General features: G+C 32.4%; 8 protein-coding genes, 2 tRNA genes and 1 pseudogene. 7 read left to right on the forward strand and 4 right to left on the reverse strand.

Annotated features, from left to right (window positions below):
• Positions 1-190 precede the first annotated feature (190 nt).
• From AAEO59_RS00005 to AAEO59_RS00015, 3 genes are all read right to left on the reverse strand, one after another.
• Positions 191-263: transfer RNA gene (locus tag AAEO59_RS00005), tRNA-Gly, on the reverse strand.
• Positions 264-346: 83 nt separating this feature from the next.
• Positions 347-419: transfer RNA gene (locus AAEO59_RS00010), tRNA-Gly, on the reverse strand.
• A 144-nt stretch (positions 420-563) separates the two neighbouring features.
• Positions 564-1,283, reverse strand: coding sequence for a murein L,D-transpeptidase catalytic domain family protein (locus tag AAEO59_RS00015; protein ID WP_341698713.1), 720 nt, complete (start codon positions 1,281-1,283; stop codon positions 564-566).
• Positions 1,284-1,546: 263 nt separating this feature from the next.
• On the opposite strand from AAEO59_RS00015, the gene AAEO59_RS00020 reads away from it, so the two are divergent.
• Complete coding sequence (locus tag AAEO59_RS00020) at positions 1,547-3,883, forward strand: DUF5916 domain-containing protein (protein WP_341698714.1); 2,337 nt, start codon at positions 1,547-1,549, stop codon at positions 3,881-3,883.
• Positions 3,884-4,024: 141 nt separating this feature from the next.
• On the forward strand, positions 4,025-5,548 hold the full coding sequence (gene gpmI, locus AAEO59_RS00025) for a 2,3-bisphosphoglycerate-independent phosphoglycerate mutase (RefSeq protein ID WP_341698715.1): 1,524 nt from the start codon (positions 4,025-4,027) through the stop codon (positions 5,546-5,548).
• 79 nt (positions 5,549-5,627) lie between these two features.
• On the opposite strand, the pseudogene AAEO59_RS00030 reads toward gpmI, so the two are convergent.
• Positions 5,628-6,545, reverse strand: a pseudogene (locus AAEO59_RS00030) (LysR family transcriptional regulator).
• An 88-nt stretch (positions 6,546-6,633) separates the two neighbouring features.
• Between AAEO59_RS00030 and AAEO59_RS00035 the strand changes: the two are divergent.
• The 5 genes from AAEO59_RS00035 to AAEO59_RS00055 all read left to right on the forward strand — a co-directional run bounded on the left by AAEO59_RS00035 (position 6,634) and on the right by AAEO59_RS00055 (position 12,562).
• The gene (locus tag AAEO59_RS00035; RefSeq protein ID WP_341698716.1) at positions 6,634-6,930 is read left to right on the forward strand and encodes a hypothetical protein; all 297 of its coding nucleotides are present in this window, start codon (positions 6,634-6,636) and stop codon (positions 6,928-6,930) included.
• Between the two features lie 24 nt (positions 6,931-6,954).
• The gene (locus AAEO59_RS00040) at positions 6,955-7,917 is read left to right on the forward strand and encodes a sodium-dependent bicarbonate transport family permease (protein WP_341698717.1); all 963 of its coding nucleotides are present in this window, start codon (positions 6,955-6,957) and stop codon (positions 7,915-7,917) included.
• 244 nt (positions 7,918-8,161) lie between these two features.
• Positions 8,162-9,820 carry a peptidase domain-containing ABC transporter gene (locus AAEO59_RS00045; RefSeq protein WP_341698718.1) on the forward strand — a complete coding sequence of 553 codons (1,659 nt, stop codon included), beginning with the start codon at positions 8,162-8,164 and terminating at the stop codon, positions 9,818-9,820.
• Positions 9,821-9,824: 4 nt separating this feature from the next.
• Positions 9,825-11,174 (forward strand): HlyD family secretion protein, encoded by a 1,350-nt coding sequence (locus tag AAEO59_RS00050; RefSeq protein ID WP_341698719.1) that lies wholly within the window; start codon positions 9,825-9,827, stop codon positions 11,172-11,174.
• Positions 11,174-12,562, forward strand: coding sequence for a TolC family protein (locus AAEO59_RS00055; RefSeq protein ID WP_341698720.1), 1,389 nt, complete (start codon positions 11,174-11,176; stop codon positions 12,560-12,562). Before AAEO59_RS00050 ends, AAEO59_RS00055 begins: the two co-directional genes overlap by 1 nt.
• The last annotated feature ends 23 nt before the right edge of the window (positions 12,563-12,585 follow it).

Genomic DNA, 12,585 nt, shown 5'->3' on the forward strand with positions numbered 1-12,585 from the left:
GAATCTTTTAATGCGAAAATAAAAGCTTTCAGAAGTCAATTTAGAGGAGTCAGAAAAATTGATTTTTTTCTATTCAGATTATCCAATCTTTTTGCTTAGTCCCCAACTTTTGAACTTGATCCTAAAAAAATCAACATATTTATGAATAATACAGCAAACAAAAAAGCCCAAACTTAAGTTTGGGCTTTTGAGCGGAAGACGAGGCTCGAACTCGCGACAACCAGCTTGGAAGGCTGGAGCTCTACCAACTGAGCTACTTCCGCATAACGGGTGCAAATATACATCTTATTTAATCACCACAAAATTTTATTTCAAAAAACTAAGTATTCAAGCTTAGCTCTACTAGAGCGGAAGACGAGGCTCGAACTCGCGACAACCAGCTTGGAAGGCTGGAGCTCTACCAACTGAGCTACTTCCGCATTGCGGGTGCAAATATAAAGAATAAGTTAAGTTTAAAACAAATTTTTTAGACACATTTTTTCATGAAAAACACAAAACAAAACCTAACTTTTTTAAAACTAAACCATTATAGGTTATTTTTTTTCTAAAAAAAAAAGAAAAAACTAAATCAACTTGGAGGTATTCATATATGATTCCGAAGGATAGTAAATAAAAAGACAGGATTTATCTTTTATCATACGGATTAACTCATCGGTAATTTCAACCGGAACCGCAGGACACCCTAAACTCCTACCTAATCGTTTATTATTTTGAATAAACGAATCTGAAACATAATCTGCACCATGAACTACCACAGCCCTATTACGCGCATTATCGTTGATTCCTTTTTCCAAACCATCTAATCTTAAAGATTTACCGTGCTTTCCATTGTAAACCTCGCCAGTTACATAAAAACCTAAACTACTTTTATAGGATTCAGCAGCATTAGAAAAACTACTTGCATATTCTTCACCTGTATTTCTGCCATGGGCTACTAGCGAATTCATCAATACACTATCAGTATCTAAATCAATCACCCAAAGCCTCTTAGTATTTGCAGACAAACTAAAATCAATAAGTGTAATTATATTTTTAGACACAACTCCTTGCATCTTTAATTTATAAAATCCTTCCAACGCTCTTTTAAAACTCTCTAATTTTGGCAAATTAAAATTTGATGATTGCAGTCTATTATAAACTGCTTCAACACTTGGATCAACATCTACACTCCCAACATTCTTTTTTAAAATCACCTCTTTTGTATTATTTTTTGAAAAAAACACATTAGTTGAAACCAGCAAAAGAGCAAGAATCAAAAAGAACACATACTTCTTATAAACCATTGATTACTATTAACTTAAATTCATTATTACGCAGCCAAAAATATAAAAAAAGCCACTTGAAAAAAAAGATTAATTTCATGATAAGCCAATTTTAACCTATTAATAGTTATTTTATTACAGCTTTGACTGTTAAATTGTTGTTAATGATATCAATTTTATTATTTTTGCTACAGATAATAGATTCTATGCCTTTAAGTCGAATTTCAATATATTTATTTTTCACTCTACTAAATCTCAGTGTTTTTGCTCAAAAGAAAACTGTTTTGGCAAAAGCAAAAAATGGAGATATAGCTATTGATGGAAAAATAAATGAAGAAGATTGGACTAGCAATAACAACATAGCTACTGATTTTATAATGACTACACCTGATAACGGAAAAGCCATTAACATAAATCAGAAAACAGATGTCAAAATACTTTATGACAATGATGCAATCTATATATCGGCTGTTTTAAATGATAATGAACCCCAAAAAATACAAAGAGAATTAACTGAAAGAGATGTTTTTGGAGTTGCCGATAATTTTGCTGTTTTTATTAATGGCTTTAATGACGGACAACAGGATTATCGTTTTTACGTGAGTGCAGCCGGTACACAAATGGACTGTATCGCTACAGAAGGTAACGAAGACTTTACTTGGGATGCTATTTGGCAAAGCAGTGTAAAAATAACAGATTCAGGCTGGACTGTTGAAATGAAAATTCCTTATGCTGCAATTCGTTTTCCGAGAAACAAAAAACAAACTTGGGGTATTAATTTTTTAAGAGAAATAAAAAGAACTACACAAAAATACACCTGGAATCATGTAAACGCTAAAATAGGCGCAGCAGTAACCCAAACAGGACAATTAAACGGTATAGAAAATATTAGCCCATCAACACGTCTTTTCTTTATCCCTTATACTTCAGCTTATTACCAAACAGACAAATTCACTTCTGACAAAACTTTTAAAGCTGGTTTAGATATCAAATACGGGATTAATGATGCTTTTACAGTTGATGCAATTTTAGTTCCTGATTTTGGGCAAACAAAATTTGACAATGCGATTCTTAACCTTGAACCTTTCGAACAAAAACTAAACGAAAACAGACCTTTTTTTACAGAAGGAACAAACCTTTTTAACATTGGTGGATTATTCTATTCCAGAAGAATTGGTGGCAATCCTATTGTTAGTAAAGAAGAAGTTGAAAGTAACTTAGAAAGTACTGAAAGTATATCAGAATACCCAAGCACTGTAAAACTAATCAATGCTGTAAAAGTATCCGGAAGAACAAAAAACGGATTAGGAATAGGATTTCTTAATGCTGTAACCGAAAAAACTTTTGCCAAAATAACAGACTCAGATACCGAAAACATCAAAAATGAGGTAATTAATCCGTTGACAAACTATAATATTTTAGTATTTGACCAACGTTTTAGACAAAACTCCTCGATATCATTTATCAACTCTAACACTAGTCGAGACGGTAGTTTCAGAGACGCCAATGTTTCCGGCTTAGTTTTCGATTTAAACACTAAAGCCAATACTTACAACCTTTCTGGTGATTTTAAATACAGCACCATTAACGACATCGAAAATACCAACGGATTTAAAACCGCTTTGAATTTTGCAAAAACAAGCGGAAAATACCGCTATTTAATTACAGGTAAATATACATCCAAAAAATACGATACAAATGATTTGGGAATATTGTATTATTACAACTATTATAGCGGATTTGTAAACGGAAGTTACAGAATTCTAAATCCAAATAAATTCTTCAATAGCTTTCTCTTTGAACAAGAAGTAAATATAGATGTAGACAACACCACAAATAAAATTCAAAACACTAGTTGGTTCCAAACAATTGTTACCGCTACCACTTTGAACTTATTTTATTTTCAACTAGGAATCAATTTACTCCCATTTGAAACCTATGATTTCTACATGCCTCTACAGGAAGGCAGATACCTACGCATACCTCGTAAAATAAGTGGTTATCTTGAAATGGAATCTAATAAAAATAAAAATTTAACCTTTGACATTACACCTTCATTTATCAAATACGATGAGGCCGACAGGTTTACTTACAAGATGTATGCAGGTACAAAATACCGTTTTAACGACAAATTCTCACTTGCGTTCTCTACTGATTATACTAACGAAGCAAATACTATTGGTTGGGTAGGAACCAGTAATTCTGATATTATTTTTGCGAGACGTAATAGAGAAATTATTCAATCAGAATTAACCGGCAAATACGCCATCAACAACAAAATGACATTTAATCTTAAAGCGCGTTATTATTGGTCTTATTCAGACAACCATCACTTTTACAAACTTGAAGACAATGGTGACATAACACACAACGATTCCTATAATCTTAACAAAAACAGAAATTTAAATTCCTGGAATATGGATTTCTCCTATTCATGGTGGTTTGCACCAGGAAGCCAACTTTCCTTATTATATAGAAACTATGCGCTGGAGGATACTAACATGGTAGAAAAAAAACTAGGCAAAAACATCAATAATATATTCAATTCTAACATGACAAATATATTATCAATTAGTTTGCGCTATTTCATTGATTATAACAATGTAAAACACAAATTATAAAGTGAATATATTTTAATAAAACAGCACTTCTACAGCAGAATTATTATTTTTAATACCCCTAAATTTCTGAATACATAATACTTATTTTAAGCTTAAAGAAAATTTTAGAAAAAAATTATCTTTGCTAAAAAATTAACACTAATGAACAAAAAAGTAATCCTAATGATTTTGGATGGTTGGGGAAAATCACCTGACCCGAAAGTATCTGCAATTGACAATGCAAATGTTCCATTTATAGACAGTCTTTATAAAAAATACCCTAGTGCACAACTTAGAACAGATGGTTTACATGTAGGTTTACCTGAAGGTCAAATGGGAAACAGCGAAGTAGGACACATGAACCTTGGTGCCGGAAGAATTGTTTACCAAGATTTAGCTAAAATTAATTTGGCTGTAGCCAATAAGACTTTGGCACAGGAACAAGTATTGAAAGATGCCTTTCAATATGCTAAAGAAAACAACAAAAAAGTACATTTCCTTGGATTAGTTTCTGACGGAGGTGTTCACTCTCATACTTCTCACTTACGTGGTTTAATTGATGCTACTCAGGATTATGGTTTAGATCAGGTTTTCATTCACGCATTCACAGACGGTAGAGATGTTGACCCTAAATCAGGAAAAAAATACATTCAGGATTTGACAGATTATATTGCTACTACTCCGGTAAAAATCGCTTCTGTAATTGGTCGTTACTATGCAATGGATCGTGACAAACGTTGGGAGAGAGTAAAACTGGCTTATGACTTAGTAGTTCATGGAAAAGGAACTCCAACCCACAATATCGTAACTTCAATTGCTACGAGCTATGGAAATGATATTACCGACGAATTTATCGAACCACTTGTTGCTGTAGATGCTGATGAAAAACCATTAGCAACTATTCAAGATGACGACGTTGTTATTTTCTTCAACTTTAGAACTGACCGTGGTAGAGAATTAACTGAAGCGCTTTCTCAACAAGATTTCCACGAACAAAACATGCATAAATTAGACTTGTACTATGTTACATTGACTAATTATGACGAGACTTACCAAAATGTAAAAGTAGTTTACAACAAAGACAACATTACAGAAACACTAGGTGAAGTTTTAGAAAAAGCAGGTAAAAAACAAATTCGTATTGCCGAAACTGAGAAATACCCACACGTGACTTTCTTCTTTTCAGGAGGTAGAGAAGTACCATTTGAAGGAGAATCCCGTATCTTGAGAAACTCTCCAAAAGTAGCTACTTACGATTTACAACCAGAAATGAGTGCTTACGAATTAGCCGATGCACTTTGTCCTGAGCTTGAAAAAGGAGAAGTTGATTTTGTTTGTTTAAATTTTGCAAACGGTGACATGGTAGGACACACAGGAATTATGGAAGCCGCCATCAAGGCTTGTGAAGCGGTAGATAAATGTGCCGAAAAAGTTATTACAACTGCATTAGCCAACGGATATTCTACAATTGTAATTGCTGATCACGGTAACTGCGAAACAATGATTAATCCTGATGGAACTCCAAATACAGCACACACTACTAACCCAGTTCCTTTTATCCTTGTTGATAATGATCAAATAGCTATACAGGACGGTGTTTTAGGTGATGTTGCGCCAACTATCTTAGACTTAATGGGAGTAGCACAACCTGCTGCTATGTCCAGTCATTCGTTATTGGTGAAATAATATTTTTTGTCTTGAATACATAGAAATGCCCTATATCTTGAAAAAGATCCAGGGCATCTTTTTACAACAAATTCGAAAATTAGTACCCTTCGTACCAACTAAATTTTTCCTGAATTATTTTATCTTTTTCCTGTCTTAAAAAATTCAAATAGGCCGCTGCAACCGGCGAAAGTTTTTTCTCTTTTAACCAAATTAAACTCCAAACTGTTTTAATGGGCAGCCCTTTTACTGGAATAATTTGCAACTCATCATTTTGCAGTTCATTTTTAATCCCAATTAATGGCATTATAGAATACCCAAAACCAGCCAATAAAGCTTGCTTAACGGCCTAGTTAGAAGTAAGTGTCAATTTCTTCAATACCGGAACTGAATTTTGTTTGATAAACGCCTCCATTGTTTGTCTTGTACCGGAACCTTTCTCTCGGTAAATTAAAGGCAATTCACCAAAAATTTTATTGGTATAAGCTATTGCATGCTCTTTTTTATTTCCAACAAGGAATAATTTATTTTGCAATAAATCCAATTTTTCAACTTGAATGGTCTCAGGTAATATGGATACTAAGGCAAAATCAACTTCATTATTCTCCAAACTTCTTATGACTCTATTTTTATTAGTCACATCCATTAACAATTCTATTTCTGGATTCATTTTTATAAAATCTGAAAGATAAAAAGGCATAACATATTTACCTGTTGACACAACAGAAATTTTCAACCTACCAGACAAAAGCCCTTTATAAGAGAGACTTTTATAATTAATAGCATAAACCTGATTAATTATATTTTCGACCGATTCGGCTATTTCCAATCCAAAATCAGTAATAAAAATTTTTCTCCCAATGACTTCCGTCAATGGAATATCAAATTGATTTTGAAAATTCCTAAGCTGAATCGAAACAGCTGGCTGAGTTAAATTCAAATCTTCAGAAGCTTTAGTAATACTCCTAGTTTCAACAATTTTAAGAAATATTTTAAGTTGATTTAAAGTATAATTCATAAAACATTTTTATACAATTCATTACAAATATAAATAAAAATATATGCAATTTAATATTCAATTTTGCATCATATTTAAAACAAACCATATGCAAAAATTAAAATTAATCGATGAAGAATTTGCTCCTTTGGAATTTAGAGAAGTTTTGAGCAATCTCCTTTTGAGCAAAATTAACTTTTATGAGAAAAAGGATTTTAGTTCCTTAATTAGATACGGTAAACATGACCCACTAGCAATCCAAAAAATCGAAGAATTGAAATTAGTTTTGAAATCGTTTTTAGAAATATCTTTTAAAGCAGAAAAGCAACAAAAAGAATTAATTGTTCGGTCAGAAATACAAATTAGTTTAAAAAATCCCGAAAGCTTAAGCAATAAAAAAATATAATATAAACATAAATCAAAAACAGAAATGAATTTTAATTTACTAATTGAAAACCTTACCAACCCTGCCTTGCTTTTTTTTGTATTGGGCATAATTGCAGTTTATTTAAAGAGTGATTTAGAAATCCCTCAAAACTCATCCAAATTTATTTCAATTTATTTATTATTTGCAATTGGATTCAAAGGAGGACAAGAACTGTCACACGAAGCATTTACTACTGAAATAGCATGGTCAATGGTCTTTGGCATCTTCATTTCTCTATTCATCCCACTATATACCTTTTTCATTCTAAAGAAAAAACTCAACTTATATGATTCTGGGGCCATAGCAGCAGCTTATGGTTCGGTTAGCGCGGTAACCTTTGTAACTGCTGTTTCATTTCTAGAAGCACAACAATTAAATTTACACGGACATATGGTAGCAATAATGGCACTGATGGAATCACCAGCCATAATCATTGGACTGGTTTTAATATCTGTCTTTAATAAAAAAGAATCTAAAAACATTAAAACAACTTCCATACTCAAACATTCATTGACTAACGGAAGTGTCTTATTAATTCTTGGAAGCCTAGCGATAGGTTTCATTGCGAGCGACAAACAAGCTGAAGGAATTGCTCCATTTACCAATGATCTTTTCAAAGGATTTCTTGCCATTTTCCTCTTAGAAATGGGGATTACCAGCGGCAGAAAATTAAAATCATTCTTCTCATTTGGATTATTCCCTACACTATTTGCTATTATAATCCCCTTATTTAACGGTTTGCTTTTTGCTATACTAAGCACTTTAGTTACTGAAGATATCAGTAATCGCTTTATGTTTGCGATATTAGCAGCCAGTGCTTCATATATTGCCGTACCTGCTGCAATGAAAATCACTGTTCCGAAAGCAAATCCAGGACTTTTTTTACCTATGGCTCTTGCGGTCACTTTTCCTATAAACATAACAATAGGCATGCCTTTATATTTCTTAATTATAAATGCTTTCTAACAAATAAATATTAAAACCGAAGATTATTTTTTCTAAAATAGTTTATAAACTTCCATCTATCAACTTACCTTTGAGAAATCTGATTCACTTTCTTTTTTAAAAAACCTAAAATTAGAGCAAGATTAAAATAACATTAGAATTACTCTTCTTTTCACATAATTTATTGTTAAAACATTAAAAGCAATAGTATTGCTATTAATTTTGCTGAAATAAAAATAAATAAAACGAAAATAAAACTAGCAATATGACACCATTAAACCGATTTTACAACTTACTCCAATTGGATAAAAAAGATGTTGTTCAAATTTTTTTCTATGCCATTTTTGCAGGGTTAATCAGCTTGTCATTGCCTTTGGGAATTCAAGCTATCATTAATTTTATTCAATCAGGACACGCAAGTGTATCTTGGATTGTTTTGATTTTTATTGTAATCATAGGTGTCGCACTTGTGGGAATACTATCATTGATGCAATTAAGAATTACTGAAAATTTACAACAAAAAATCTTTGTTAGATCTTCATTTGAATTTGCTACCCGATTACCGAAAATAAAATTCGAAGCACTTTATAATTCCTATCCTCCGGAAATTGCCAATCGTTTTTTTGATACTTTAACCATCCAAAAAGGAACTTCAAAACTATTAATTGATTTTTCGGCAGCTATATTACAAATTGCATTTGGTATTACTTTATTATCCTTATACCATTCTTTCTTTATCGTTTTTGGGATTTTCCTATTCTTTTTACTTTATTTCATTTTTAAATTCTCTTATAAAACTGGACTTGAAACCAGTTTAAAAGAATCTAAATTCAAATACAAAGTAGCAAGCTGGCTACAGGAAATTGCCAGAAACAATTCTAGTTTCAGAAATGAGCTAAACTATAATTATGCCTTACAAAAAAATGACGCCATTGTTTCAGGTTATCTTGATTATAGAGAAAAACACTTTAATGTAATTAAAAAACAATTTATACAGTTAATTGGTTTCAAAATTTTAATTACTGCCAGTTTATTATTAATTGGAGGCTATTTAGTTCTTTCTCAAGAAATGAACATAGGTCAGTTCGTAGCTGCTGAAATTATTATTTTATTGGTAATCAATTCTGTCGAAAAAATTATTCTGGGATTAGAAACCTTCTATGATGTATTAACCGCAACTGAAAAAATTGGTCAGGTTACTGATTTAGAAATTGAAGAAGAAACTACCGAACCATACGACAACTGTTATACTAATATTAGCTTAGAAACAGAAAAACTAACTTTTAGATTCCCTGATTCGAAACAAAAATCTTTAAATGAAATTGATTTAAAAATTGATCAGGGTGAACATATCTTTTTGGAAGGAAAAAATGGTTCTGGTAAAACAACCTTAATCCGAATCCTTTCAGGTTTATTGCAACCTACATCTGGTTCTTTCTACATCAACGATGATACTTTCAAAAAGATTAATTTAAAACAGTATCGTTCACAAATAGGAAGCATTATTTATGGTGAAACTCCGTTTGAAGGAACTATTTTAAACAATATCATATTTAATGACAAATCAATAAGTACCGAAGATTTAAAATGGGCAATCAAAGGATTACAACTCAATGATCTTATAAAATCATTACCCGAAGGACTTAACACTGCTATTTTCCCTGAAGCCAAGCAGCTAAGCTCTTCAAATGTGAAGAAAATATTATTAGCACGAAGTATTATACACAAACCGAAAATCCTTTTTTATGAAGATCCAACTGATATGATGGATGAAAACGTAGCCAAAGAAATTATTGATTTCTTAACTGCCAAAGAACACAATTGGACCATAATCGTTTCATCTAAAAATCCATATTGGAAAACTAAAAGTGACCGAATAATCACAATGGAAGATGGTAAAATAGTTTCGGACTTAAAAAAATAAAAAAATGCTAAATATATCAGATAACAATAACCCTAAACCAGCTTTTGAACAATTCAAAACGGTTCAGATGCTTGACAATAAAACCCATTATAAAATTTTAAACAAAATTATAATTGGTATTTCCATATTAGGAATTGCAATGTTGTTTTTACCCTGGACACAAAACATTTCCGGTTCAGGAGCCGTAACAACCTTAAAACCTAATCAACGTCCGCAATCTATTCAAAGTGTTATTTCAGGTCGAATAGAAAAATGGTATGTTCAGGAAGGTGATTTTGTTCAAAAAGGTGACACCATCTTGTACATCTCGGAAATCAAAGAAGATTACATGGATCCTAACCTAGTTCAAAACACCAAAAATCAGGTTGATGCCAAAAGAAATGCCGTGGAATCATACGAGGCAAAAGTGGTAAGCTTAGAAAGTCAGTTGAAAGCTATCGATTCCGAAAAAAAATTAAAATTGGAACAAGCCTACAATAAAATTAAACAGGCTCGGTTGAAAATAAAAAGTGATAGTATTGACCTTGTTGCTGCAAACACTCAACTTAAGATTGCCACTACCCAATTCAATCGTTCTACTAAATTGAACAACGAAGGATTAAAACCTTTGACTGATGTTGAGGAAAAAAAACTTAAACTTCAGGAAGTGGAAGCTAAAATCATCAATCAGGAAAATAAATTACTGACCAGTAAAAATGATTTTATTAACGCTAAAGTGGAAGTAAACCGAATTATTGCTGAATATGCCGAAAAAGTAGCTAAATCACAAAGTGATAAATTTACAGCCTTAAGTAGTCAATATGACGCAAAAGCGCAGGTTAACAAACTTGAAAATCAACATGCAAATTACAGCATTCGCAACAAGATGTATTATATTACCGCTGCACAAAGTGGATACATCAACAGAGCGTTACAATCTGGTATTGGTGAAACTGTAAAAGAAGGGACTGCTATTGCTACAATTATGCCTGCAGCTTATGAAATTGCTGTAGAAACTTATGTAGCACCTATCGACTTACCGTTAATCCACAAAGGTGAGAAAGTTCGTGTTTGGTTTGATGGATGGCCTACAATTGTTTTTTCAGGCTGGCCTGATATCTCTTATGGAACTTTTGGAGGAACTATCGTTGCCATTGAAAATTTCATCAGTCCAAACGGAAAATACAGAGTTTTAATTGCTCCTGACAAAAACGAACATAAATGGCCTAAAGAATTAAGCATAGGTTCCGGAGCACAAACCTTAGCTTTACTTGACACTGTACCTATTTGGTTTGAAATCTGGCGAGTTCTAAATGGATTCCCTCCTAATTATTACAAACAGGCAACACCTACAACAACCAAAGAAAAGAAATAATGAAAAAGCTTTTCTACATATTATTATTTTTTCCGCTAAGCATTATAGCGCAGGAAGCTGTTTCCAAAGAACTGAGCTATAACGAATTTTTAGGCTATGTAAAAAAATTCCATCCGCTGGTAAAAAATGCGCAATTGACCCTCAACAAAGCTCAGGCCGATTTGATGATGGCCCGCGGTGCTTTTGACCCTAAAATTGAAGTGGATTATGCTAAAAAACAATTCAAAGACAAAGAATATTATTCGCTATTAAACAGTAGTTTCAAAATCCCAACCTGGTACGGAATCGATATCAAAGCCGGTTTTGAAAACAACGAAGGTTATTATTTAAATCCCGAACACAATACTCCTACCGATGGATTGGCCTCTCTTGGGATTTCTATTCCCGTAGGACAAGGTTTGTGGATTAACAAACGAATGGCCGATTTGAGCAAAGCAAAAATGCAAATTAAACTGAGTCAGGCAGAGGTAAAACTGCAGGCTATAGCTGTTTTATATGATGCATCACTAGCTTATTTTAATTGGAAAAAAAACTACGACGAAGTACAATTGTATCAAAACTACAGCAACAATGCTAAGTCCAGATACAAAGGAATTCAATCTTTGATTGTGCAGGGTGACAAACCAGCCATTGACAGTGTTGAAGCTGGAATCAATGTTAAAAACCGACTTTTAAGTTTGGAGGATTCTAATTTAAAATTGGCGAAAGCCAAATTAGAATTATCTAACTTTTTATGGCTGGACAATGCCATTCCGATGGAAATTGCTAACGAAATAATCCCTGAAGCAAAATTAGAAAGTAGCATTCAGGAAACATTGAAAACCAATCAATTGCTTAGCGAAGTACAAACATTAGAAAACCATCCAAAAATTAATGCGCTGCAAAGCAAAATTGACATTCTAAACGTAGACCGAAAATTAAGCGCTAATGAATTACTTCCAAAAATCAATTTAGGATACTCTTATTTATCCGATACAAACTATCTGAACGATTTTAATCGCGAAAATTACAAAGTGGGTCTGGATTTTTCATTTCCATTATTTTTAAGAAAAGAAAGAGGAAAATTAAAACTGACCAAATACAAAATTCAGGAAGCGGAATACATTATGAGTGTTGAAAAAATACAGCTTTCTAACAAAATTAAAGCGCAAAAAACTGAAATTCAATCACTAAACAAACAATTGGATTTAATAAAAAAACTGGCTCAGGACAACAAAACCATGTTAGATTCTGAAGAACGCTTATTTTCTTTTGGAGAAAGTTCTTTGTTTTTAATCAATACACGCGAAAATAATCTGGTGAGTGCAAAACTGGCTGAAATAAGTTTAGCCAATAGATTTTATGTTTCAAACTCGGAACTATTTAAAATTATGGCGAATCCGGATTAAATAATTTAAAAATCGTACTTTTG

The sequence above is a fragment of the Flavobacterium flavipallidum genome (genome assembly GCF_038289905.1).
GTDB classification, from domain to species: Bacteria; Bacteroidota; Bacteroidia; order Flavobacteriales; family Flavobacteriaceae; genus Flavobacterium; species Flavobacterium flavipallidum.

Coding starts and splice junctions, on each gene's coding strand:
- AAEO59_RS00015 (WP_341698713.1), bottom strand. CDS start 1,283: ATGGTTTATAAGAAGTATGTGTTCTTTTTGATTCTTGCTCTTTTGCTG.
- gpmI (WP_341698715.1), top strand. CDS start 4,025: ATGAACAAAAAAGTAATCCTAATGATTTTGGATGGTTGGGGAAAATCA.
- AAEO59_RS00035 (WP_341698716.1), top strand. CDS start 6,634: ATGCAAAAATTAAAATTAATCGATGAAGAATTTGCTCCTTTGGAATTT.
- AAEO59_RS00040 (WP_341698717.1), top strand. CDS start 6,955: ATGAATTTTAATTTACTAATTGAAAACCTTACCAACCCTGCCTTGCTT.
- AAEO59_RS00045 (WP_341698718.1), top strand. CDS start 8,162: ATGACACCATTAAACCGATTTTACAACTTACTCCAATTGGATAAAAAA.
- AAEO59_RS00050 (WP_341698719.1), top strand. CDS start 9,825: ATGCTAAATATATCAGATAACAATAACCCTAAACCAGCTTTTGAACAA.
- AAEO59_RS00055 (WP_341698720.1), top strand. CDS start 11,174: ATGAAAAAGCTTTTCTACATATTATTATTTTTTCCGCTAAGCATTATA.